Annotated in this window: 17 protein-coding genes; 12 read left to right on the forward strand and 5 right to left on the reverse strand. The window is 35.0% G+C overall.

Annotated features, from left to right (window positions below):
* Positions 1–7 precede the first annotated feature (7 nt).
* Together MKS83_RS02145 and MKS83_RS02150 are read right to left on the reverse strand one after the other, a co-directional pair.
* Entirely contained in the window at positions 8–2947 is a 2940-nt protein-coding gene (locus MKS83_RS02145) for a M16 family metallopeptidase (protein WP_240581776.1), read from the reverse strand.
* 21 nt (positions 2948–2968) lie between these two features.
* Positions 2969–4162, reverse strand: coding sequence for a pyridoxal phosphate-dependent aminotransferase (locus tag MKS83_RS02150; protein ID WP_240581777.1), 1194 nt, complete (start codon positions 4160–4162; stop codon positions 2969–2971).
* A 120-nt stretch (positions 4163–4282) separates the two neighbouring features.
* Here MKS83_RS02150 and MKS83_RS02155 point away from each other — a divergent pair, with 120 nt between their 5' ends.
* From MKS83_RS02155 to MKS83_RS02175, 5 genes are all read left to right on the forward strand, one after another.
* Positions 4283–5101 carry a GLPGLI family protein gene (locus MKS83_RS02155; protein ID WP_240581778.1) on the forward strand — a complete coding sequence of 273 codons (819 nt, stop codon included), beginning with the start codon at positions 4283–4285 and terminating at the stop codon, positions 5099–5101.
* Positions 5102–5217: 116 nt separating this feature from the next.
* The gene (gene rsmG, locus MKS83_RS02160) at positions 5218–5853 is read left to right on the forward strand and encodes a 16S rRNA (guanine(527)-N(7))-methyltransferase RsmG (RefSeq protein WP_240583224.1); all 636 of its coding nucleotides are present in this window, start codon (positions 5218–5220) and stop codon (positions 5851–5853) included.
* A gap of 35 nt (positions 5854–5888) precedes the next feature.
* Complete coding sequence (locus tag MKS83_RS02165) at positions 5889–6296, forward strand: hypothetical protein (protein ID WP_240581779.1); 408 nt, start codon at positions 5889–5891, stop codon at positions 6294–6296.
* A 4-nt stretch (positions 6297–6300) separates the two neighbouring features.
* Complete coding sequence (locus tag MKS83_RS02170) at positions 6301–6840, forward strand: DUF922 domain-containing protein (protein ID WP_240581780.1); 540 nt, start codon at positions 6301–6303, stop codon at positions 6838–6840.
* A complete protein-coding gene (locus MKS83_RS02175; protein WP_240581781.1) occupies positions 6837–9530 on the forward strand; it encodes a PD-(D/E)XK nuclease family protein in 2694 nt (897 codons plus the stop codon). Before MKS83_RS02170 ends, MKS83_RS02175 begins: the two co-directional genes overlap by 4 nt.
* A gap of 189 nt (positions 9531–9719) precedes the next feature.
* Here MKS83_RS02175 and MKS83_RS02180 read toward each other — a convergent pair whose 3' ends face one another.
* The 3 genes from MKS83_RS02180 to MKS83_RS02190 all read right to left on the reverse strand — a co-directional run bounded on the left by MKS83_RS02180 (position 9720) and on the right by MKS83_RS02190 (position 13013).
* Complete coding sequence (locus MKS83_RS02180) at positions 9720–10898, reverse strand: acyl-CoA dehydrogenase family protein (RefSeq protein WP_240581782.1); 1179 nt, start codon at positions 10896–10898, stop codon at positions 9720–9722.
* Positions 10899–11008: 110 nt separating this feature from the next.
* Positions 11009–11803 carry an NUDIX hydrolase gene (locus MKS83_RS02185; RefSeq protein ID WP_240581783.1) on the reverse strand — a complete coding sequence of 265 codons (795 nt, stop codon included), beginning with the start codon at positions 11801–11803 and terminating at the stop codon, positions 11009–11011.
* A 16-nt stretch (positions 11804–11819) separates the two neighbouring features.
* A complete protein-coding gene (locus tag MKS83_RS02190) occupies positions 11820–13013 on the reverse strand; it encodes an MFS transporter (protein WP_410679239.1) in 1194 nt (397 codons plus the stop codon).
* Between the two features lie 177 nt (positions 13014–13190).
* On the opposite strand from MKS83_RS02190, the gene MKS83_RS02195 reads away from it, so the two are divergent.
* The 7 genes from MKS83_RS02195 (at position 13191) to MKS83_RS02225 (ending at position 25165) form a co-directional block, all read left to right on the forward strand.
* Positions 13191–16109, forward strand: a complete 2919-nt coding sequence (locus MKS83_RS02195; RefSeq protein WP_240581785.1) for a SusC/RagA family TonB-linked outer membrane protein — start codon at positions 13191–13193, stop codon at positions 16107–16109.
* 11 nt (positions 16110–16120) lie between these two features.
* A complete protein-coding gene (locus MKS83_RS02200; RefSeq protein ID WP_240581786.1) occupies positions 16121–17671 on the forward strand; it encodes a RagB/SusD family nutrient uptake outer membrane protein in 1551 nt (516 codons plus the stop codon).
* Between the two features lies 1 nt (position 17672).
* Positions 17673–19103 carry a glycoside hydrolase family 30 protein gene (locus tag MKS83_RS02205; protein ID WP_240581787.1) on the forward strand — a complete coding sequence of 477 codons (1431 nt, stop codon included), beginning with the start codon at positions 17673–17675 and terminating at the stop codon, positions 19101–19103.
* Positions 19104–19224: 121 nt separating this feature from the next.
* Positions 19225–21447: a glycoside hydrolase family 3 N-terminal domain-containing protein gene (locus MKS83_RS02210; RefSeq protein ID WP_240581788.1), complete on the forward strand. Its 2223-nt coding sequence runs from the start codon at positions 19225–19227 to the stop codon at positions 21445–21447.
* 176 nt (positions 21448–21623) lie between these two features.
* The gene (locus tag MKS83_RS02215) at positions 21624–22433 is read left to right on the forward strand and encodes a family 16 glycosylhydrolase (protein ID WP_240581789.1); all 810 of its coding nucleotides are present in this window, start codon (positions 21624–21626) and stop codon (positions 22431–22433) included.
* Between the two features lie 90 nt (positions 22434–22523).
* A complete protein-coding gene (locus tag MKS83_RS02220) occupies positions 22524–23963 on the forward strand; it encodes a glycoside hydrolase family 30 protein (protein WP_240581790.1) in 1440 nt (479 codons plus the stop codon).
* Positions 23964–24148: 185 nt separating this feature from the next.
* Complete coding sequence (locus MKS83_RS02225; protein WP_240581791.1) at positions 24149–25165, forward strand: terpene synthase family protein; 1017 nt, start codon at positions 24149–24151, stop codon at positions 25163–25165.
* Positions 25166–25201: the final 36 nt, after the last annotated feature.

The following is a 25201-nucleotide window of genomic DNA, read 5'->3' on the forward strand; positions in this document are numbered from 1 at the left end:
TTCATATTTAGTAACCAAATATTTCAGTTAAACTTAGCTTTTTCACTTCACCCAACTTCTTCATATCCGCTTCGTTTACTTTTTCCTGAGAGGCCACGATACAATAAGTGTAATTCTTGCCTTTCATTTCCTTGTCATGGAAGCTGTTGATGTCCGTAAAAGAAAGTTTTGGAGCTTGTTCGTATACATTTTTTCTGACGTCTGTACTGTTTCCAAGCTTTTGAGCTCTCAGGTAAGAGAAAATAATCCCATCCTGAGTAATTCTTTCGGAAGCAATAGATTTTTTCAATCCGCTTTTTGCCGTTTCAAATAATTGCTCAGATTTTGGAAGTGTCGTTAAAAGCTCATTCATTGCTGTGGTAGATTCGTTGAATTTATCAGCCTGAGTTCCTACATACGCTAAAACCATATTTTTATCTTCTTTCTTACTTGGTGAAGCAAAATAAGAATAGGTAGAATAAGCAAGAGCTTTAGATTCTCTAATGGTTTGGAAAACAATGGAGCCCATTCCGCCACCAAAGTAATTATTGAATAAATTAACCGTTGGAGTTTCGGCAGCACTGTACTGGTCTGCATTTCTTACCCAGAAGATCTCAGATTGTACCATGTCATAATGTGCAAACAATACTTTGTTCTTATCTGTAGGAACCTGTACAAATGTTTTTGTTTTTGTCAGTTCCTTAAGATCTTTAGGAAGGGTATGGATAGGTTTTAAAGAGGCTACAAGATCATTCCCTGATTTCGGACCGTAGTACAATACCTTATGTTTATAATTAAATAAATCATGAAGAACCTTAATAAGGTCTTCAGCTTTCAAAGCATCCAATTCTGCATCACTTAATACATTATTAAACGGGTTTTGAGCTCCATATTGTGCATAGCTTCTTAAGCCTGCCATAATGGTTCCTTTATTTTGCTTTGCATTGGCTCTTGCTTTTTTCAGCCTGGTCTTGTATGCGTCTAAAGCAGCCTGATCAGCCTGACAGTTTTTAATAAGATCTTCAAAAAGACTAGCCGTTTTGTCGAAATTTTCATTAAGTCCTTCTAAAGTAACATAAGTCTCCTCATTACCAGCGCTTACATTAAAACTTGATGCCAATTTATAAAACTCTTTGCTTATGGTTTCTGAAGATTTATTTTTTGTTCCTAAATACTGAAGATATTCTGCAGCTAACGGAAGTATTTTATTGTTCCACTTTCCTGAATCAAAATGATAATATAATCTGAATAAAGCATTATCTGTATTTTTTACAGACAGTACATCAATATTTCCTAATTTATTCTTAGTGATATCTTTATCATAATTCAGCCATACCGGGGCAATTGCATTTTCCGGCATTTCATCAATCTTCTTTAGGAAAGGCGACTGGTCTTCTCTGTTAACAGAAACCGGTGTAATAGTGGGTTTGTCAACTTTTACAATACTTTTGTCTTCCCCTTTTCTTTTATAAATGGCAACATAATTGTTTGCCTGCAGATATTTTGCGGCAAAATCCATAATGTCTTTTTTTGTAAGCTTAGAGATCTCGTCTACATATTCCAAAGATACTTTATGATCAATATCGGAAGTAAATTCATCCATTAAAATACTTGCTCTGGAAGAATATTTTTCATCCTTCTGAATAATATTTTTCTTCTCATTATTGACAATAGACTCAATAAGATCGTCTGAAAATTCTCCTTTTCTTAATTTATCGATCTCCTGAAGCAAAAGATTTCTCACTTCATCTAAAGATTGCCCTTCTGTAGGTCTTCCCTGTAGTAAAAGTACAGAGTAGTCTTTCAATACATATGGGAAAGCATACGCAGCCAATAGTTTTTGCTTTTTTACCAGATCTAAATCAATTAAACCGGCTTGTCCGTTAGTCAACATATTTCCAACTAAATTAAGGAGTCTCGCGTCTTTAGTTGTTGCTCCCGGAAATCTGAAACCAAGCATTACGTTTTCAGGATTAGGACCCACTACTTCTTTTACAATAGGAGAGGTGATCGGTTTTTCCTGCCCGATTTTATACTCAGGAATCGATTTGGGCTTCATATAAGAAAAAGCTTTATCGATTTTAGCAATTACTTCATCCGGATTGAAATCTCCGGACATGATGATACCCATATTGTTGGGAACATAATAGGTGTTGAAATATTCACGGATAGCTTTAAGAGAAGGGTTTTTAAGATGTTCTATAGTTCCGATGGTAGTCTGCTTTCCATAGTTGTTATTCGGGAAAAGGCTTGCAAACATCATATCATATACCTTATCTCCGTCATCATCCAGAGATCTGTTTTTTTCTTCATATACAGCTTCTAATTCAGTATGAAAAAGCCTTAAGACAGGCTGTCTGAATCTTTCTGACTGTACCGTAAGAAACTTGTCCACAACATTTGAGGGAATATCTTCCGTATAAACAGTTTGTTCAAAAGAGGTAAAAGCATTCGTTCCGTCAGCTCCCATTCCAGCCATCATTTTGTCATACTCATTGGCAATGGCAAACTTTGCGGCTTCTCCGGAAACCCTGTCTATTTCTTTATAGATTTCTTTTCTCTTATTTTCGTCTTTTGTAGAATTGTACTTTTCGTAAAGTGTATCAATCTTATCTAAAATTGGCTTTTCTTTTGCCCAGTCTTTTGAGCCGAATTTATCGGTTCCTTTGAAAAGCATATGCTCTAAATAATGGGCAAGACCTGTATGATCAGCAGGGTCTGTTTTACTTCCTGCCTTTGTAGCGATATAGGTTTGTATCCTTGGATCTTTATTGGTGGGGCTCAGAATAACGGTAAGTCCGTTTTTCAATTTATAATATCTGGCTGCAGTAGGATCATTCGTTACATATTTGTAGGTATATCCGTTTGATGTAGCTTCTTTCCACTGGAAATCCTGTCCGTAAGCATAACCCACGAAACTTGCCGCAGCAATGCTGGTTACAATACTGATTTTTTTGAAAAAGTTCATTTTGTATTTTTTTGATTTTGTCTAATTGAACTGGTCTAATAAGTTTTTAATACGTTTCATGGCTTCTCTCAGTTCTTCTTCTGAAGCTGCATAAGAAAATCGGATACATTCCGGGCTTCCAAAAGAAACTCCTCCTACACATCCCACATGAGCATTTTCTAAAATGAACATGGCGAAATCGTCAGAATCCTTGATTTCAGTACCGTTTAATGTTTTTCCGATATAATGAGAAATATCCGGGAAGAAATAGAAAGCAGCTTTAGGAAGTAATACCTTAAATCCAGGGATTTCTTTCATTAAATCATACACAAGATCTCTTCTTTTTTTGAAAGCATCAATCATGTATTTATATTCAGAAGGATCTGTTTTTAAAGCAGTAATGGAAGCTCTTTGAGCTACTGTGTTAGCACCACTTGTCATTTGTCCCTGTACTTTTTCACAGGCTTTAGCCAGCCATTCCGGACATGCAGAATAACCGATTCTCCAACCCGTCATTGCAAAAGCTTTAGACATCCCGTTGATAACAGCTGTTTGTTCATATACTTCAGGAAACTGTGCGATAGAAGTAGTGGTGGTTTCATAGTTGATGTATTCGTAGATTTCATCAGAAATAACCGTAACGTGAGGATATTTGGCAATCACTTTTGCCAAGGATTTCAGTTCATCATACGTGTAATATCCACCGGAAGGATTACAAGGTGAGCTGAATAAAATTGCTTTTGTTTTATCTGTAATGGCTTCTTCAAGCTGTTCAGCTGTAATTTTAAAGTCGGTAACATAAGATGTCGGAAGCATTACGGAATTTCCACCCATCATTTTTACCATTTCATCATAGCTTACCCAGTATGGATTAGGCAGTATAACTTCGTCTCCGTCATTAATAAGTGCTGCCAACACATTGATAATTGACTGTTTTGCACCATTGGAAACACAAATCTGTGTAGGTTTGTATTCTAAATTATTGTCTCTTTTAAGTTTGTGGGCGATTGCTTCACGAAGTTCTAAGAATCCGGGAACAGGAGAGTAGTGGCTATAGTTTTCATTAATGGCATCAAATGCAGCCTGTTTTATATTGTCGGGAACATCAAAATCCGGTTCTCCTAATGTTAAACTGATAACGTTGATGCCGCTGGCTTTCATTTCTCTGGCCTTGTTAGACATTACGAAAGTCTGTGAGTAACCTAATCTGTTTACTCTATCTGAAAGTTTGTTCATGAATTTTTTTGAATTTTAACAAATATATATAATAAAATTCTCTCGGGAAACAGAAATAAGCCAATATTAAGTTTTTAAAATATTTATCACTAGATTTGGATATATTAAAGATAATTAAAAATGTATAAAATTTTATTTTTGCTTGTGACTTCTTTGTGTTCAGCCCAGAGCTATCGTTTTGTGTATGAATATAAGATGAAACCTGACCGTAAAATAGATTCTCTTGTGACGGATTATATGAATCTGGATTCTGATGGGAAAAGATCTTATTTCTATAATGCTGCGAAATATGAAAGAGATTCCCTCTACAATATCACAAAGAACAGTGCAGATCTCTACAATGGTAAAAAATATGATCAGAATCTGGGATATATCGTTGAGAAAAGTTATGGTCAAAAAAACATAAAGTTTTATGATAAATATAAAACGGCCAACCTTTTAGTACTAGAGAATGAACCCCAGAAATGGAATATTGAAAAAGAATTTTTAAAAATAAACAATATCAATTGCCAAAAGGCAACAACAAACTACAAAGGGAGAGTTTGGGAAGCCTGGTTCAGCAAAGAATATACTATCAACGACGGTCCCTATAAATTTATGGGACTTCCGGGATTGATTGTAAGTCTTAAAGACAGTGAAGGCGATCATAGTTTTAATTTGATCCAGATCAAAAAAATTAAAACAGTTTTTGCCTTTTTTCCGAAGAATAGTAAGGAAATGAGCTGGAAAGATTACAGAAAAACCTTAATGACCTATATACCTAATTTTGCCGATGATATAGAGGCTATGAGTGTTGATAAAAGTATAGGAGCCATGAATATTCAGTTTAAAGATGGATATGTAGCAAAATTTGATCTTAAAGAATTGAAAAGTGGTAACCCGGACGATGAAATTGCCAAAAGGCTTCGCAGGACCAATAACCCGATTGAAAAAGAGTAAAATAAATAAAAAAGCCCGTCTGTTGATGGTCTTTTTCTATGAAATAGGATCAGGTGAAATTTAAATATTTGACCAAAGCCAATAAAAACTTATTTTTGCAGATTATAATAATTGATATGTCTGCATCGTTAGTATTAAAATATTTTCCTGATCTTACTGAAACACAGATTGAGCAATTTTCCAAATTGGAAACGCTCTATAATGAGTGGAACGAAAAAATCAATGTAATTTCAAGAAAAGATATGGAATCATTATATGAAAAACATATTTTACACTCTTTAGGAATTGCCAAGGTGATGGAATTTGCGCCGGGTACAAAAGTATTGGATATCGGAACGGGAGGTGGTTTCCCAGGAATTCCCCTGGCAATATTATTTCCGGAATCAGAATTTACGCTGATTGATTCGATCGGGAAAAAAATAAGTGTTGTCAATGCTGTTGCAGAAGGGGCTGGATTGAAAAATGTGACCGCTATTCATGGAAGAGCTGAAAAACTGAAAGAGAAATTCCATTTTGTAGTAAGCAGAGCGGTTACCCAAATGCCCGAGTTTTTAAGATGGCTGAAAGGAAAGTTTGAAAAAGAGCAGTTCAATGCAAAACATAATGGTGTTCTTTATTTAAAAGGTGGCGATCTTGCTGAAGAACTTGCCGGATTGAGATGTGAGATATTTAATCTTAAAAATTATTTTGAAGAAGAGTTTTTTGATACAAAAAAAGTAGTCTATCTTTCAAAAGGTAATTTTAATTCATAAATTTATAGTTCTAAATCAAAATTAATAAAATTGCTATGAAAAATTTTATAAATATTGGGGTTTCTGTGGTAATGTTAGGATTAATTTTGACGTCATGTAATGATGATAACGACTATCAAACTGTAGAAGCAGTAGAAAAGGTAAAAATTGATAGTGTAAAGATTATCAATGATACAATGGACGTTTTTACAGTTCAGAGCATTAAAACGTATTCGGTTTATCAGTCAAACTGTGAAGGTTTTTATGGGTATGATTATATTCATGATGACAATGTAACAAGATCTGTTACTGCATATAAATATAGAACAGACGGAGCTTGCCAACCTTCCACAAAGACGTTTGCCAGCCAAATTAATTTCAGCCCGCAACAGACAGGAACGTATACTTTTAAATTCTGGAACGGAGGAAATACATGGATCACGAAAACCATTGTAGTGGAGTAGATCAATGTTGAAATTTGTTATTTTAATTTGTTTTTCGCTTTCAGTTCAGATATTTGGGCAGAAAATAATCTGGAAGGAAGATCTGAAGCTGAAATGGGAGAATTTTAAAAGTCCGGTTAACCGGAAAAGCAATCCCGATGTAGTCGCTTACACCCATTGCGGATGGGAATATTCTGTGGTAAAATCCAGCAATCCGAAAGCAACGATTGATTTTAATGTAGAAACCATATTTAACGAAGATAAATCATGGAAAGATACCAAAAGAATCAATGATTATGTACTTTTACATGAGCAGAAACATTTCGATATTGCAGAAATATTTGCCAGAAAGCTAAGAAAAGAGGTCCAGGAAAAGATTAAGACATCTTCAGATTGGGACAAATATTTTAAAGGGATTTATAGTACGATTTCAAACGATTATAAGAACTTTCAGATTAATTACGATAAAGTTACCGAACACGGTATTAATAAAGAGAAACAGGCGGAATACAACGAATTAATATCTTCAGAATTAGAAAATTTAAAAAACTTTAGAACCTTTTGAAGTTCCTCAATAAAATCATTCACGAATTATTAGCTCAAAGTTCTGACCTTTCCGAGTTTAATATTGTGTTACCCGGAAAACGTCCTATCGTTTTTATCAGAAGGATTTTAGAGGAAAATAATTATTCTGGCTTTTTGCCCAACTTTTTTACGGTAGAGGAGCTCATCAACCAGATTGCCGACAAGCAACCTATTCAGGGGATTTCCTTGTGGCTTTTCGCTTTTGATATCTATAAAAGTCTTAATCTCATTCCAAGAGACAGCTTTTCCGATTTTTTGAAATGGTTTCCAACCTTACAGAAGGACTGGGATGATATTTTGAAGTTTTCAGAGAGTGATCAGGCTGTTTTGCAGTACATGTTTGATGAAGAGAGAATTAAAGACTGGGCGCAGAATTTAGGAGAAGATGACGATGTTCCGAGAAAGAAATTCCTGAACTTTTGGAAGAATATGAACGTTTTTCTTCCGGTTTTGAAACAAAAATTACAGGAGAGAAACTGGGCTACTTCAGGAATGATTCATGAAACGGCAAAAGCTGAAATTGATTCTTTTGCCAAAAATACCAAAGAAAAATTTGTGTTCTGCGGATTTAATGCTTTTACTCCGGTTGAAGAAAAATTGGTAAGAAGTCTTTTGCAATGGGATAAAGGGCAATGTTTCTTTCAGGCAGATCATTATTATTTTGATGATGAAAGGCAGGAAGCGGGTAAGTTTTTACGAAATCATAAAACCTGGAAAGAGTTCAACGAAAATAGAGCTTTCAACTGGATCGAAGATGATTTTAACCAGCCCAAAAATATAAAAGTATACGAAGTTTCAGGAAATATAACCCAAACCAAGATCTTACCTGAGATTTTTAAGGAAATTGAAAATAAGACCTATTCAAATACGGCTGTTGTACTTTTAGACGAAAATTTGCTTCCTGCAAGCTTAGATGTCATGTATGGAGTTCCGAACCTGAATATTACGATGGGGTTTCCGTTGAAAAATCTGTCGTTTTCCAATGCAGTTAAGCAGCTTTTTTACCTTCAGAAACAATTAGAAAAAAATAAATCTTCTTACTACTACCGCGATGTTTTTCCTATTCTTGAAGAACTTCCGAAATCAGCTGAAGACGAATTGATTATCAATCAGTTCAAAGCAAAAGTAGAAGAGAGGAATATCGTATATATTTCAAAAAAACTTTTACAGGGACTTTTAGGAGAACTTTCTTATTATAACTTGCTTCAAAAGGCATATTCCACCAATGTTTATCTGGATTCCTTAATTGATTTTTGCAAAAAAGTAAAATGGCTGGAAATAGATGATATTCAATATGAAAACGTCTCTCATTTCGAAAACTCCTTTAGGATAATAAAAAACCAGCTGAGTCCCTATGATTTTGAAATTACAATGGAAACGCTGGAGATTCTGATCAATCAGCATATCAATTCCGAGAGTATAGATTTTCAGGGAGAACCGCTAAGAGGCCTTCAGATTATGGGGCTTCTGGAAACCCGTTTATTGAATTTTGAGAATGTGATTCTTCTTTCTGTTAATGAAGGAAAACTGCCGCTCGGAAATTCTCAGAACACCTATATTCCGTTTGATATCAGAAAGTTTTTTGATCTTCATACTTTCCTGGAGAATGACAGTATTTATGCGTATCATTTCTATCGCCTGATTCAGGACGCTCAGAATGTGCATTTACTGTTTAATGCATTAAGCTCGGGAGTGAATTCAGGGGAAAAGAGCAGGTTTATTACGCAGATCGAAATGGAAAGTTCTCATAACATTGAACATTTAATTATTGAGAATTCATCGGAGCCTATTGTTACGGAACCAATCGAATTTACTAAAACGCCTATTGTTTTGGAAAGGCTCGAAAAATGGAAAGAAAAAGTTTCCGCTTCTCACCTTACCAGCTATTTGTACAATCCTGTTGATTTTTATCTTTCTAAGATTTTGAATACTTCCGAAAACGATGAAATAGAAGAAGAATTATCTGTTAAAAATTACGGAAATTTAGTACATTATACGCTTCAAGAAGTATATGAAGTTATTAAAGGTAAGGTGTTAAAAGAAAATGATTTAAAAGATTCAATTAAACAAATAGATAAATATATTGATATTGCTATTGATAAGCTGAAACATCAGCCGGAATTCTACGAGAAAGGAATGAATTTTATTCACAAGGCCATTGCCAAGAAAGTGATAGAAAGCATTCTGAACTACGATCTTGATTTAGTAAAAAAAGGAAATAAACTTGAAATTCTTGATATTGAAAAACGGTTCGAAAATGTAGATTTCTATCTCGACGCATCACAAAAAATCTCATTTTTCGGATTTATTGATCGTATAGACCGATTAAACGGAACGCTGAGAATTATCGATTATAAAACAGCAAAAATAAAAAATCTGATCGTTAAAATTGATCAGGACAATGTTGATGAATATTTCCATAACAGTGACAGAAAACAAGCGTTGCAGTTATGTATTTATCAGTATGTAGTTCAGAATCTTCCTGAGTTTTGGGGACTTCCTATTGAAACAGGAATCTGGAGTTTTGCCGAAGCCAAAAAAGGAGTAGTTTCCCTGCAGTTTGAAAAAGGAGATATTGATGATGCCATGAAATCTATTAAAAGTTTAATCGAGGAAATCCTGAATCCGGATATTAATTTTATTGAAGAGATTAAGACTTATTCTATTTAATTTTTTCCTTTTATTTTCTACTATATAACTATAACAAGGTGTGCTTGTCATTTTGAAAGCAAGGAGTGTAGTGAAGAATCCTATCTTTGCTGAGATTCCTCCTTTGTCGGAATGACAGTTATATATAAAGTAAATAAAAAGCCTGATAAAATTAATTTATCAGGCTTTTATGTTGTTTCTTCTAAATTCTTAGAATGCGTTAATTCCGGTAATATCTAAACCAGTAATAAGCAAGTGAACGTCGTGTGTTCCTTCATAAGTAATTACAGACTCCAGGTTTGCAGCGTGTCTCATCATCGGGAATTCTCCCATAATTCCCATTCCGCCAAGAATCTGACGGGATTCTCTTGCGATATCAATAGCCATTTTCACGTTGTTTCTTTTGGCCATTGAAATCTGAGCTGGACTTGCTTTATGAGCATTTTTAAGATTTCCCAATTGCAGGCAAAGCAATTGAGCTTTTGTAATTTCAGTTAAAAATTCTGCTAATTTTTTCTGTTGCAACTGATAAGAACCGATTGGTTTTCCAAACTGTTTTCTTTCTTTTGAATACTGAACAGCCGTACAGTAGCAGTCAATAGCAGCACCGATTACTCCCCAGGAAATTCCGTATCTGGCCGAGTTTAAACAAGATAAAGGTCCTTTTAGTCCTGTAACTCCGGGAAGTAGATTTTCTTTCGGAACCTTAACATCATTGAAAACCAGTTCCCCAGTTTTTGAAGCTCTTAAACTCCATTTATTATGAGTTTCTGGAGTGGTGAAGCCTTCCATTCCTCTTTCAACGATCAATCCCTGAACTTTTCCTTCTTCATTTTTAGCCCAGACTACGGCGATATCGCAAAGCGGAGAGTTAGTGATCCACATTTTAGCTCCATTTAAAAGATAATGGTCTCCCATATCTTTAAAATAAGTTTCCATAGAACCAGGATCTGAACCGTGGTTTGGCTCAGTCAGCCCAAAAGAACCGATCATCTCTCCTGAAGCTAATTTTGGTAAATATTTTCTTTTTTGTTCTTCAGAGCCGAATTCATTGATGGGGAACATAACTAAAGAACTCTGTACAGAAGCTGCAGAACGCACCGCAGAATCTCCTCTTTCCAGCTCCTGCATGATCAAACCGTAAGAAATCTGATCAAGACCTGAACCTCCATACTCAACCGGAATGTAAGGACCCAATGCTCCTGCTTTTCCCAATTCTCTCATTAGGCCGGGAATATCTGTATGGTTTTGTGCAGCCTGATCGATCTGTGGCATTACAAAACTTTCCACCCATTCTCTTATCGATTGGCGTATAAGTTTGTGTTCTTCGGTAAGTAAAGCATCTATTCCGTAATAATCGGGAATGGATGTAAGAGGATAATATGACATTGTAATTTAATTTTTCTAAAAATAATACTTTTCACTATTCCAGAAAAATTTTTTTTAATGCCTTATCATAATTGGTTTCTTTGACTTAATTCGGATTAGAATGGATAGAACTATTCTTCTTCTCCTTTATCATTTGAGATAGGATACTGATTGGCCGAATTGTGAATTTTGCTTTTGAATTTGTACAAATAAGGCGCTTTGTTGGCAGAACCATCATATAGTTTTTCCAGCCTGTCAAGAATGTTAAGGCTCAGTATTTTACGCTGAAAATTATTTCTTCTGAACTTTTCTCCTAAAATGGTCTCATAGAGAGACTGTAAGTCTTTCATCGTAAACTTTTCAGGAAGTAAATTACTTGCTGCAACTTCGGTATTGATGTTCATTCTCAGATATTCAAGACCTGTTTCTATAATTCTGTCATGGTCAAATGCCATCTGAGGAAGCTTGTTCACTTCAAACCATTCACAGGTTTCATTAAAAGCATCCGGAAAAGTATTGGCAAGAGAAAAATCTATTAAACTGCAATATCCTACAGTAATAAACCTTTGAAAAATCCAGTGATCTTTGGGAACCTCAATGCCTTTGTTCCGAAGTAGGATCTGGTGTACATTGTTTTCCGTTCGATCTATTCTTCCAAATGTATGAAATTGTTTAAGGAACAGGTCTTTCAAATGGGTCCTTTCATATAAAACACGCGCAGCAGCTTCTCTGAGATCTTCATCATTAAATACAAATCCGCCGGGAAGTGACCACAGATTAAGATCGTGGTACTTCAAAAGCAATACTTTCAGGATATTATTATGAAAACCAAATATGGTGCAATCTACAGATACATGAGCTACAAAGTCTTTAGTATCAATAAGTTCCTGAAGGTTTTGTTTGTTTTTTGTGTCTTTGATTTTCATGGCAGTAAAAATAAAATTATTTTTCTAATGTTTTTCTACTCATACTAAAATACACTAAACTTATTGAAAATAAGACCAGTACAGCGAATAAAATATAGACTGAATAATAGTTGAGTAATTGGTTGTTAAATAAAATGGACATCATAATAGAACTCACAGAGCTTCCTAAAGATGAAAAAATAACCACTAAGGAAGTAAAAATATTTACTTTTTCCTTATCAATACGAGTAATCATTTTTGAATTGATAACAGGGTAGAGCGGTGACAGGAAAAGCCCTATTATAGGAAATAAAAATAACAATATCCTTGAGTTTTCTGCGCCGAGAAATTGGATACCAATGATAACCAGCAATACAGAAACAATCAGTATAAGACATACAATATAATATCTGGATAAAGCAAATCTATGGATAATGTTGGAGGTAATCATTCTTCCGACATAAGAGAAAAGGGCCAGGAAGGATGAAGCCTGCAATGCAAAAAATGAATTGACTTTCAGGTGGTTTTTATAAAATGAAGGTAGCCAGGAATTAAAACTCTGTTCAACAAAAACGATTGAAAACAGAACGAATAAAAATACGAGAATGAAAGGACTAACAAACGTTGAAAGTTCTTTAACAAGATTTTCCTTATCTTTTTTTAAGGGCTCTGCAATTTCAAGTCTGGAGAATAAAAAAATAGTGATTGCAGATAAAATGGAGATCATTATAAACCCAAACTTCCAAAATTGCGAGAACTGGCTTGAGATGAGCCATCCAAATCCGGTGTTTACCACAAAAATACCAATCATAAACGAAGCTTCTACGCTATTCATAGTTTTTGCCAGGGACTTTTCATCGGAAATATTATTACGGATCACTCCAAATACACATATTTTACCAATCGCAAAACAGGTTCCGATAATGGCAAACCAAAGCTTATAAAACCAGAATACCTCTACAAAAGGCAAAATAAGTGAGCAGATTCCTACAATACTCAATGCTAAAATCAATGACTTTTTTGTCCCGAATTTGCTGATAAAGTTAACCGCAAAAAGTGAAATAAGTGCGACAGGAATATCTTTAAAGGACTCTAAAAATCCCAATTTATCATACGTAATTTTTGCCTCAGAAAGCTGCAAAATTACAATACCCATACAGTTTAAAACCATTGAAAAAATCAGGAAAGTTAGTTTGAGGGGAAGGGATATTTTCGAGAGCTTGGTAGTCATTTCAGGGATTTATTTTGTTCTGTTTTATAAAAAATCAAGGTTTATTTTAAGAAAAATTATGCCTTTGAAGTCCCAAAAATAAACGAAATATTAAAATAGTTATTAATAAAATGTTAATTATTTAAAAAAAAATATATTTTTATTGTCTCAATTTGAGAATTAAAAAACTAACTGTATATGAATGTAAAAATATCAAGAAGTTTAGGGCTGGTTGCAGTACTCTATTTTACTGCCAACTTCAGTGCTCAAAACACCAAGAAAGACACTCTTCCCAAAGAGCAAAAAATTGAGGAAGTGGTAATGATCGGTTACGGTACTCAGAAGAAGAGTAATGTAACGGGAGCGATTGCAAGTATTAAAGCCAGTGATATAGAAAATATTCCAGCTGGTAAACCTGAACAAGTTTTGCAAGGTAGAGCAGCAGGAGTTTCTGTAGTTACAAATTCCGGACAGCCAGGAGCTGCTGCAACAGTGCGTGTACGTGGTATTACAAGTTTTGGAGCAGGAAGCAACAGTCCGCTTTGGGTTGTAGACGGAATTGTAGTAGACAATATCGGATGGCTTAATCAGTCTGATATAGAAAGTATTGAAGTATTAAAAGACGGTGCCTCATCTGCTATTTATGGGGTCTCTGCTGCAAAAGGAGTTATTCTTGTAACGACCAAAAAAGGTAAAAAAGGAAGATTGACTCTTTCATATAACGGCTTTTACGGTTTTTCACATGCGTCTAAAAAACTAGACCTTTTAGATGCTACACAATATGCCAAAATTATCAATGAAGGCTTTATAAATGATGGAGGAACACCTAGATATGCTAATCCCGAATCATTCGGTAAGGGGACAGATTGGCAAGACACTATTTTTGGAACAGGAGAAAAAACTTCCCATGAAGTAAGTATCACAGGAGGGAATGATAAATCGACTTATTACACATCTTTTGGATATTTTGACCAAACAGGTATTGTGATGAGTGATATATCTAACTACAAAAGAATAAATGCCAGATTCAACTCAACACATAAGGTAACAGATTATTTAACATTAGGACAAACTTTTGCCTATACCCACGTAAAGTCTCAAGGAATTAGTGCTAACGAAGAATTTGGAGGACCATTAGCTTCAGCTGTAAACTTAGATCCGACAACTCCTGCCGTAGTAACAGATTGGTCAATGGTAGATCCTAGTGGGTATACAAATCCATATATAATTCGTGATCCAAATGGTAATCCGTATGGTATTTCTCAATATGTAAATAATGAAATGACAAATCCTCTTGCATTCCGTTATATTCAACAAGGAAATCATAATTGGTCAGATGATTTTGTTGGAAATGTTTTTGCAGAGCTTAAATTTCTTAAAAGCTTTACATTTAAGACAAGTTTAAATGGTAAGAAGTCTTATTGGGGAAGTCGTTCTTTTTCACCAAAATATTATTTAAGTCCAAATTACAGTAATACAAGCTTTAATAGCTTAAATAAAGTTGATGAAAACAAGTTTGAATGGAGTATGGAAAATACTTTAACCTATCAAAGTAAATTCGGCGATCATAATTTGAATGTATTAGTTGGACAAGGAGTTTACAGATATAATATTTCAGGAGGAACAAGTTTAACATATAGTAATTTACCGATTGATAACTGGCAGGACGCATCTTTTAACTTTAATATTCCTCAGGACGATATTACTGCAACTGGGTGGGACGGTATTCAAACTCGCAAAGCTTCTTATTTTGGTAGAATTATTTACGATTATGCCGATAAATATTTGTTTACAGGAACAATTCGTAGGGATGGTTCTTCAAAATTTGCTACCAATCAGCATTGGGGAACATTTCCTTCAATGTCTCTAGGATGGAATGTGAATAAAGAGAATTTCTGGCCGGAAAATAAAGTTATTAATACTTTAAAGCTTAGGGGAGGTTATGGAGTCTTAGGTAATGATGAAATGGAAAACTTCAGATTTGCAAGTTTTATGGTTTCAGGAAGTAATTACACTAATTCAGGAAACAATATTATTATTGGTTATGCACCAAGTACATTAGAAAATCCTAACCTGAAATGGGAAGAAACCAGTCAATTGAATATTGCTGCAGATTTTAAATTATTCAATAATTTCACCTTTACTGCAGATTGGTACAAAAAGAAGACGACTGATATTCTACGTCAAGTTAATATCCCTGGTTATATTGGTGTTCCTAATTTACCTTGGTCAAATGTAGGAGACATGCAAAACTCAGGTTTGGAACTTGAATTAGGTTATAAAAAGAATTTTGGAGATTTTGGTATTTCAGTAAATGGAAATTTTGCAACAATAAAAAACAAAGTTTTGCGACTAGAAGATGATATTGAATATTTCAATCTTGCTTCTTTCCAAACTATGGGAGCGGTTTCTAGAGTAGCAGTAGGACAGCCTTATGGCTCATTCTACGGACAAACTTATAGTGGTATTTTCCAAAACCAGGCTCAAATTAATGCTTACACAAATGCTAATGGTCAACTACTATTACCAAATGCGAAGCCTGGAGATTTTATCTGGCAGGATAATAATGGTGATGGTAAAATTGATGACAATGATAAAGTAAACTTAGGAAGTTCTATACCAAAATATACTTTTGGATTGACTGTTAATCTGAACTATAAAAACTTTGATTTTATGATGTTTGCTCAAGGACAGGCAGGAAACAAAATCTTCCAGGGTTTAAGGAGATTAGATGTACTTAATGCCAATTATCAGACAAAAATCTTAGATCGTTGGACAGGTGAGGGATCTACAAATGATAATCCAAGAGTGACAAGGGATGATCCTAATCATAACTATTCATGGATGTCTAGTTATTATCTTCAAAAAGGAGATTATGTTCGATTGAAAATTATTCAGCTAGGATATACTATTCCTCAGGATGTTACAACACGTTTTGGGATGAGCAAAGTCAGACTTTATATTACTGGTGAAAATGTCTTTACTTTTACCAAATATACAGGTTATGATCCTGAAATTGCTGGTAGAAATAATTCTGAACAGGATATTATTGGGGTAGATAGAGCTTATTATCCACAAGCTAGAACATTCTTAATAGGAGCTAACATTCAATTTTAAAAGTTAACAAAATGAAAACTAAAAAATATTTATATAAAGGCGTTGCCATTGCATTTCTAACAGGTTTAAGTTTTAGCAGTATTAGTTGTAATGATGCTTATCTGGACGATGTACAAAATTCAGGTTCATTTAATACCGATTTATATTTTAAAAATGAGCAGCAATCTTTTAGTGCACTGGTATCGGTTTATGATGTGTTAAGAAAATATTCGGGTGGTTTTGAAAATATGGTGACATTCTTTAATGCCGGATCTGATGACTTTTTTTCAGGTGGAGGAAATTCAGCTGATGGAGCTGGGATTCAAGGTTTAAATAACTATACAATTAATGCCAATACAATGCCTGCAAGTTATTGGAGAGATTATTATCAAGGCATAGCACGTGCTAATTTAGTGATAGAGAGGGTGCCGGGAGCTAGTATGAGTGATGATTTGAAAAAAAGATTTACTGCAGAGGCAAAAGTTTTAAGGTCACTTTATTATTTTGAATTAGTAAGAATGTTCGGAAATATACCATTAATTCTTAATACAATTAAGGCTACAGATGACTATTGGAACATTCCCCAAGCAAAACCGAGTGACGTATATGCACAGATAGAAAGTGATATCGTTGCTGCTATTCCTGATTTAATGCTAACCTCATCTGGTAATGACAGAGGCAGAATAACTCAAGGTACAGCCAGAGCAATATTGGGTAAAATCTATCTTTATGATAAAAAAATGCCTCAAGCTGCAGCACAATTTGCTGAAGTTAATGGAACTCCTGGTGGAACTAGTCAGTATGGATATAAACTTGTTGCTAATTACGCCGATTTATTCAAAGTAGGACCTGAAACCTCCGATCCATATAAATTTTCAACAGAATCAATTTTAGAAGTGATGCATACTAATAAAGGGAATTCAGATTGGGGTTTCTGGGGACAAGGTAAAGACGAGGGTAATTCTATCAATGTGATGGTCGGCCCAAGATCTTATTCTTTAAAAAATGTGCCTAATAATAATGCGCCGGATGTATATTCAGGATGGGCATTTAATACGGTTACCAATGATTTATTCAATTTTATGCAGGGAGATCCAAGATTAAATGTTACAATCTTCAATGCAAAACAATTGGTAGTTGATGGCAAAATCTCTTATAGCCCGGCTTATGCGGATACAGGATATTTCTTAAATAAATATTTACCAACCAATGATTTAAAAAGTTCATTACCTGGTCCACCAGAGTTAAATTTTAGACAGAATTATATTGCTATAAGATTAGCAGATACCTATTTGATGGAAGCAGAAGCATTAGGAGGTAATGGAGCAAGAGCACAGGCTTTATTAGATGCTGTAAGAACAAGGGTAGGATTGGCTTCTGTTCCGGTTTCCATGCAGGCAATTAAAGATGAAAGAAGAAGAGAATTAGCGGGAGAAGGACACAGATGGTTTGATTTGGTACGATGGGGAGATGCACCTTCAAAATTAGCTTCTAAAGGATTTAAAAGCGGTAAGAATGAAATTTTACCCATACCTTTTAATGAATTGCCAAATACAGCAATGCATCAAAATCCGGGTTATTAATATGAAACTTCACAGTTTATATAGTTTCTTTTTAAAAAGTACTGCACTGCTATTTAGCGGTGCGGTGCTTTTGCCTTTATCATCATGTCAATCAGTTACATATGCAGAAAATCGAGTACAAGTTTGGCTAACGAAAGGTGATGAAAGTGTAAAACTGCAACAACAAAAACCAATTGTTTTTACTAATCAACCAAATGATCTTCAGAATATTGAAATTGATGATTCTCAAAGGTTTCAAAATGTTGATGGTTTTGGTTATACATTAACGGGTGGGAGTGTTGAAGTACTCAACCGTCTTACTTCTTCAAAAAGAAAGGCTTTATTGCAGGAACTTTTCGGAAAAGATGAGAATTCGATTTCAATAAGTTATCTAAGATTAAGTATTGGAGCATCAGATTTAGATGGAGAGGTTTTTTCTTACAATGATTTGCCTCAAGGTCAGACTGATCCCACTTTATCAAAATTCAGTTTGACGAGAGATAAAGATTTAATTGCAATGTTGAAAGAAATCTTAACCATCAATCCAAAAATTAAAATTATTGCAGCACCTTGGTCGCCTCCTGTTTGGATGAAAGATAATGGAAAATCAATTGGAGGAAGTTTAAAACCTGAATTCTACGATACTTATGCAAATTATTTTGTGAAATATATCCAAGGAATGCAGAAAGAGGGAATTACAATTGATGCGATAACCCCGCAAAACGAACCATTACATCCGGGAAACAATCCAAGTTTGCTGATGGTTTCAGATCAACAGAGAGATTTTATCAAGCAAAGTTTAGGTCCGATTTTTAAATCAAATAACATCAAAACCAAAATTGTTGTTTACGATCACAACTGCAACAAACCGGAATATGCAATCAATATTTTAAACGATCCTGAAGCGGCTCAATACATCAACGGATCGGCTTTTCACTTATATGAAGGAGATATTTCAGCTTTGTCAACTGTTCACAATGCGCATCCTGATAAAAACTTATATTTTACAGAGCAATGGACAGGCTCAAAAGGAACATTTAATGAAGATTTAAACTGGCATGCGAAAAACGTTATCATTGGTTCAATGAGAAACTGGAGTAAAATCGCTTTAGAATGGAATCTTGCCAACGATACACAATTTAAACCACATACTCCGGGAGGTTGTACAGAATGTAAAGGGGCAATTACCGTTTCGGATAGAGAAAATTTCACAAGAAATGTAGGATACTATATCATTGCTCATGCTTCAAAATTTGTTCCTGCCAATTCTCAGAGAATTTCATCAACACAGACAGAACACCTTTCAACGGTAGCTTTTAGAACTCCGGAAAGTAAAACAGTGTTGATTGTTCAGAATTACAGTAATAATACTGAAAATTTTAATATTAAATTTAAAAATAAAACGGCTCCGGTAAACATTACAGCAAATTCAGTAGCTACCTATATTTTTTAGCATTAAAAATTGAGTTCTTACTAAGGGAAACGCTTTTTGTAGACTTAAAAACATTTAGTGGTTACAAAAACTTTACGAACTTTGCGTTAAGGTGTTTTTAGGAGAATTAAAATATTAACTAATGAAAAGAATTTATTTCTTATTAGCATTTACAGCGTTCGGATTAAATCTGTTTGGGCAAAAGACCATCGATCAGAAAGTCTCCGAACTGTTGTCGAAAATGACATTGGAAGAAAAGGTTGGACAGTTAGTTCAATACAGCGGGTTTGAGTATGCAACAGGTCCTCAGAATTCGAATTCTGCAAATGTTTTAAACGAAATAAAACAAGGGAAAGTAGGTTCCATGCTTAATGTAGCAGGAGCGGAAGAGACCAGAAAATTTCAGGAATTAGCTTTAAAATCCAGATTAAGAATTCCTTTATTATTCGGGCAGGACGTGATTCACGGATACAGAACAACATTTCCGGTAAATATTAGTCAGGCTGCAAGCTGGGATTTAGGATTAATAGAAAAATCAGAAAGAATTGCCGCGACCGAAGCTTCTGCTTATGGAATTCACTGGACTTTTGCACCAATGGTCGACATTGCGAGAGATCCGAGATGGGGAAGAGTAATGGAAGGTTCGGGTGAAGATACGTATTTAGGGACGCAGATTGGTTTAGCAAGAGTAAGAGGCTTTCAAGGAAAAGGTTTAGGAAATCTTGATGCAATTATGGCTTGTGCAAAACATTTCGCTGCATACGGAGCGGCAGTTGGCGGAAGAGATTATAATTCCGTCGATATGAGTTTAAGACAATTGAACGAAACTTATCTTCCACCTTTCAAAGCGGCTGCAGAAGCGGGAGTTGCTACTTTTATGAATTCCTTTAACGATATTAACGGAATTCCGGCAACGGCAAACAAATATATTCTCAGAGACTTATTAAAAGGAAAATGGAATTATAAAGGCTTTGTGGTTTCAGACTGGGGAAGTATCGGAGAAATGGTTCCTCATGGATATGCAAAAGATAATAAAGAAGCTGCGGAAAAAGCAATTCTTGCAGGAAGCGATATGGATATGGAAAGCCGTGCTTATATGGCCGAACTACCAAAATTGGTTCAGGAAGGTAAGGTTAATCCGAAGTTTATTGATGATGCAGCGAGAAGAATTTTGATTAAAAAATTTGAAATGGGATTATTTGATGATCCTTACAGATTCAGTAATGAAAAAAGACAAAAAGAGCAGCTAAACAATCAGGAAAACAGAAAATTCGGAAGAGAGTTTGGTTCAAAAAGTATCGTATTGCTTAAAAATCAAAACAACATTCTCCCACTTTCAAGATCAACAAAAACGGTTGCCCTAATCGGCCCTTTCGGAAAAGAAACCTCTGCTAATCACGGATTTTGGTCAATTGCTTTTAAAGATGATAACCAAAGAATTATTACTCAGTTTGACGGAATTAAAAATCAACTGGATAAAAACTCAACATTATTGTATGCAAAAGGCGCTAATGTTGATGATCAGGACAAGTCAATGTTTGCAGAAGCTGTGGAAACGGCAAAAAAAGCAGATGTCATCATCATGACTTTAGGGGAAGGTCACGCTATGAGCGGTGAGGCGAAAAGTAGAAGCAATATCCATTTTTCAGGTGTTCAGGAAGATCTGTTAAAGGAAATCGCAAAAACTGGAAAGCCAATTGTACTGATGATCAACGCGGGAAGACCGTTGGTTTTTAACTGGGCTGCAGACAATATTCCGGCGATCTTATACACTTGGTGGCTGGGAACGGAAGCAGGAAATTCAATTGCAGATGTTCTTTTCGGGACGGTAAATCCGGGAGGAAAACTTCCGATGACATTCCCAAGAACGGAAGGACAAATTCCTGTTTATTATAATCATTATAACACGGGAAGACCTGCAAAAAACAATACGGACAGGAATTATGTTTCAGCATACATCGATTTGGACAATGATCCGAAATTTCCGTTTGGATTTGGTTTAAGCTATACTCAATTTAAATATTCTGATATGAATCTGAGCTCAACTAATCTTAAAGGCAATCAGACTTTAAATATCAGTGTTAATGTTGCTAATACGGGAAAATATGATGGCGAAGAAGTGGTTCAACTGTATATCAGGGATTTGTTTGGAAAGGTTGTAAGACCCGTGAAGGAACTGAAGGGCTTCCAGAAAGTTTTTATTAAAAAAGGAGAAAACAAAACTCTTAATTTTACTTTAACTCCGGAAAATTTAAAGTTTTATGATGATGAGCTGAATTATGATTGGGAAGGCGGAGAATTCGATATTATGATAGGAACCGATTCTCAGAATGTTCAGACAAAAAGAATTAATTGGTCAAAATAATAGAATTTTAATGACTAAGAGCGGGATGAAACCCGCTTTTGGCGGTAGAAGGCTTAACGTTTTAGTTTTGTCATTCTGAAAGAAGCGAAGCGGATTGAAGAATCTCAACCATTGTTAGAGATTCTTCCTTCGTCAGAATGACAAACGTTGAAAATAATCATCATAAATTCAAAACATTGAAAATAAAACTTCAACATATATTCCATTTATTCATTGGCGGAACCTTAGTTTTTTCGTCATTGAATTGTGCTTCCAATAAACCTGATTCAAAAAAGAAATTAATTTGGAGCGATGAATTTAATTATAAGGGATTACCTGATTCTTCCAAATGGAATTACGACGTCGGTGGTCATGGCTTTGGAAATGAGGAATCTCAGTTCTATACAAAAGACCGGCTGGAAAATGCAAGAGTGGAAAAAGGAAACTTAGTGATAGAAGCACGGAAAGAAAACTGGGAAGGAAGTAAATATACTTCGGCAAGACTTCTTACCAGAGGAAAATTTGCATTTAAATATGGAACCATCGAAGTAAGGGCAAAGCTTCCCAAAGGTCGCGGAACATGGCCAGCAATCTGGATGTTGAGCGAAGATCTTAAGAAATGGCCTAACGACGGAGAAATAGATATTATGGAACATGTAGGGTATCATCAGGGTTTTATCCATGCCTCAATTCATACAAAAAATTATAATCACTTAATGGCAACACAAAAAACAGATACCTTAAAAGTAGAGGATGCCAGTGAAAAATTTCATATCTATAAGGCAGATTGGACTCCCGAAAAGATTGATTTTTATATTGATGACAAAAAGTTTTTCTCTTATGAGAATGAAGCCAAAACCTATGAAACCTGGCCATTTGATAAGCCCTATTTTATCATTTTAAATCTGGCGATCGGCGGAATGTGGGGCGGAAAAGAGGGAATTGATGATACCATTTTTCCTCAGAAATATTACATAGATTATGTAAGAGTCTATAAAAATAATTAAGATTAAAATTTCCATCCTATGGAGGGGTAGCGAAAATTCGGAAGAATTTTTGCCGGGGTGATTTTAATATATAAAATAAGAAAAGATATAATGAAGAGATTAATTGTAAGTTGCCTTGTAATTGGAATAGCTTTCAATGCAAACGCACAACAGTACTGGAAAAAGAATGCAGGCAAAACAGCAAAAGTTTACCTTACCAATTCTAAAACCAATGAGAAAATGGTTGATAAAGGAGTGGTGAAGTTTGAGAAATTCGGACAGCCAAAAGAAACGGATGCCTGTATTTTCGTTGATCCGGATTTTAAATATCAAAAGCTGATAGGAATAGGAGGGGCAATTACAGATGCAGCCGCCGAAACCTTTTATAAAATGCCAAAGGAAAAGCAGAAAGAAATTCTTGAGGCTTACTATGGCAAAAACGGACTGGGATATACGGTTGTCCGTACCAATATGAACTCTTGCGATTTTTCAAGCGATTCCTATACCTATGTTCAGGATAATGATACTTCTTTAAAAACATTCAATGTAGCGCATGATGAGAAATATAAAATTCCAATGATTAAGGAGGCTCAGAAAGCAATCGGGAAAGATTTTACCTTTTATTTTTCACCCTGGAGTCCACCGGCCTGGATGAAATCTAATAAGAGCCTGTATAAAGGAGGAAGGTTAGAAAACCAATATTACCAGACTTGGGCAGATTATTATGTCAAATTCATCAAAGAATACGAAAAACGGGGAATTAATATTTGGGGACTGACTGTTCAGAATGAGCCCATGGCAACACAAAGTTGGGAATCTTGCATTTATACTGCTGAAGAAGAAGGGGAGTTTCTAAAGAATAATTTAGGACCGACCCTCTGGAAAAATGGATATAAAGGTAAGAAAGTGATGATCTGGGATCATAACCGCGATTTAATCTATCAGAGAGCAACCACAACTTTAAGCGATCCTGAAACTTCAAAATATGCTCACGGAATCGGTTATCACTGGTACGAAACGTGGAATAATAAAACACAGCTCTTCGACAATTTGGCAGAAACGCAAAGAGCTTTTCCGGATAAGTTTTTAGCCTTTACTGAAGGTTGTAAAGAACAGTTTGATCTTTCTAAAATCTATGATGTAAAACTGGGAGAATTATATGGTAGAAATATGATTAATGATTTTAATAAAGGAACAGCTTTATGGACAGACTGGAACGTACTTTTGGATGAAACCGGAGGTCCTAATCATGTCGGGAATTTCTGTTTTGCTCCTATTATTGCCAATACTAAAACAGGAGAAGTTCATTATACCTATGAATATTATTACGTAGGACACATTTCAAAATTCATTAAACCTGATGCACAACGAATCGGGAGTTCGTCCAATAGAGTAGCTCTTATTTCAACTACTTTTATGAATGAAAACGGACAGTTGGTTACTGTTATCATGAATGATACAGATAATGATATTGATGCTAATCTGTGGATTGAAGGAATGTCTGCAAAGCTGAGCGCACCTGCACATTCTATACAGACCGTAATTTTATAAATACTTCATATTAACATTTTTAATAAGTTTCGGCGGAGCCTTTGGCTCCGCCGAAACAATTTATAGATAAGCTTAAAAAACCATAAATTCTAAACTTTTGGTTTAATTTATAATTGTTAAAAAAAATCTTGTGGTATCTGATTTAATATTAATTTTAATCAACCCAAAATTAACGCAAAATAATTATGAAAACATCAAGCACAAACGACGAGTTTATTGCTGGTTTACAGCATCTTCCCAAACCCCAATATCCTTTTCCCGATTTTACCCATCCCGATATGCAAAAACAGCGGGAAGAATATTACGATTGGATCGACAAAGAGTATGCATTCCACAGTGCAGAAGCTAAGGAAAAGCATAAAAGACATCACCTTACAGATATTGCTGCAAGAGGATGTCCATTTTTAAAAGATATTGCTGAATTGAGACCTTTGGCAAATTATACAGCAAACGGAGCCATGATGGACGATTATTTTGATCGTTGTTCACGCGATGAAATGTATCAGATAACGAACAAGATTATTGCATTATTATCCGGTGAGGATGCTCAGGAGCCTAAAGAAAACGGAATTTTCCACTTGTTTTGGGTTTTAAGACAGGATGCTGTTAAATGTGAAATTCCGGAAAAAATATATGCAAGATTTGTAAAGTCAATCAGGTATGTTTTTATGGGGTATTCCGAAGAAAAAGTATATTACAGGAAAAATCTGGTCCCTCCCTTGGCTGTGTATCTCATTAGTAGGGAAGCGACAAGCGGAGTACAGCCATACTGTGATTACGTAGTATTACAGAAAGAATACCGTAATCTTCCTGATGAAGTTTTTGACCATCCACATATAAAACGTATTTATAGTCTTTGCTCATTATTGATCGGGATACACAATGATATTATTTCTCTACCCAAAGAGCTTCAAAGAGAAGGAGATACAATGAATATTGTAAAGGTATTACAAAAGGAAAACAATTTATCTTTAATTGATGCTTATAACAAAGCCATGGAAATTCATGATGAATATCTGAAGGAATTCTTAATCCTGCAGGAACATCTTCCTCCATTCGGTGAGTATCAAAACGAAGTCTATAATTATATACAGGATCTTGGTATTATGATTGCCGGAGTATATGCTTGGCATACAAACGATACTTCCAGATATGTGGAGGGAGGATATGTGGAAGGTGAATTTTCCGGTTGGAATCAATAAAGAATTAAAAAAAAGAAAACCCATGCTGAAAACATG

The sequence above is a fragment of the Chryseobacterium sp. Y16C genome, from assembly GCF_022488405.1.
GTDB lineage: Bacteria > Bacteroidota > Bacteroidia > Flavobacteriales > Weeksellaceae > Chryseobacterium > Chryseobacterium geocarposphaerae.

Excerpts from the sequence above, each read along its gene's own strand:
- rsmG (WP_240583224.1), top strand. The coding sequence starts at position 5,218 with ATGTCTGCATCGTTAGTATTAAAATATTTTCCTGATCTTACTGAAACA.
- MKS83_RS02170 (WP_240581780.1), top strand. The coding sequence starts at position 6,301 with ATGTTGAAATTTGTTATTTTAATTTGTTTTTCGCTTTCAGTTCAGATA.
- MKS83_RS02185 (WP_240581783.1), bottom strand. The coding sequence starts at position 11,803 with ATGAAAATCAAAGACACAAAAAACAAACAAAACCTTCAGGAACTTATT.
- MKS83_RS02200 (WP_240581786.1), top strand. The coding sequence starts at position 16,121 with ATGAAAACTAAAAAATATTTATATAAAGGCGTTGCCATTGCATTTCTA.
- MKS83_RS02220 (WP_240581790.1), top strand. The coding sequence starts at position 22,524 with ATGAAGAGATTAATTGTAAGTTGCCTTGTAATTGGAATAGCTTTCAAT.
- MKS83_RS02150 (WP_240581777.1), bottom strand. The coding sequence starts at position 4,162 with ATGAACAAACTTTCAGATAGAGTAAACAGATTAGGTTACTCACAGACT.
- MKS83_RS02165 (WP_240581779.1), top strand. The coding sequence starts at position 5,889 with ATGAAAAATTTTATAAATATTGGGGTTTCTGTGGTAATGTTAGGATTA.
- MKS83_RS02195 (WP_240581785.1), top strand. The coding sequence starts at position 13,191 with ATGAATGTAAAAATATCAAGAAGTTTAGGGCTGGTTGCAGTACTCTAT.
- MKS83_RS02225 (WP_240581791.1), top strand. The coding sequence starts at position 24,149 with ATGAAAACATCAAGCACAAACGACGAGTTTATTGCTGGTTTACAGCAT.
- MKS83_RS02190 (WP_410679239.1), bottom strand. The coding sequence starts at position 13,013 with ATGACTACCAAGCTCTCGAAAATATCCCTTCCCCTCAAACTAACTTTC.
- MKS83_RS02145 (WP_240581776.1), bottom strand. The coding sequence starts at position 2,947 with ATGAACTTTTTCAAAAAAATCAGTATTGTAACCAGCATTGCTGCGGCA.
- MKS83_RS02180 (WP_240581782.1), bottom strand. The coding sequence starts at position 10,898 with ATGTCATATTATCCTCTTACATCCATTCCCGATTATTACGGAATAGAT.
- MKS83_RS02155 (WP_240581778.1), top strand. The coding sequence starts at position 4,283 with ATGTATAAAATTTTATTTTTGCTTGTGACTTCTTTGTGTTCAGCCCAG.
- MKS83_RS02205 (WP_240581787.1), top strand. The coding sequence starts at position 17,673 with ATGAAACTTCACAGTTTATATAGTTTCTTTTTAAAAAGTACTGCACTG.
- MKS83_RS02210 (WP_240581788.1), top strand. The coding sequence starts at position 19,225 with ATGAAAAGAATTTATTTCTTATTAGCATTTACAGCGTTCGGATTAAAT.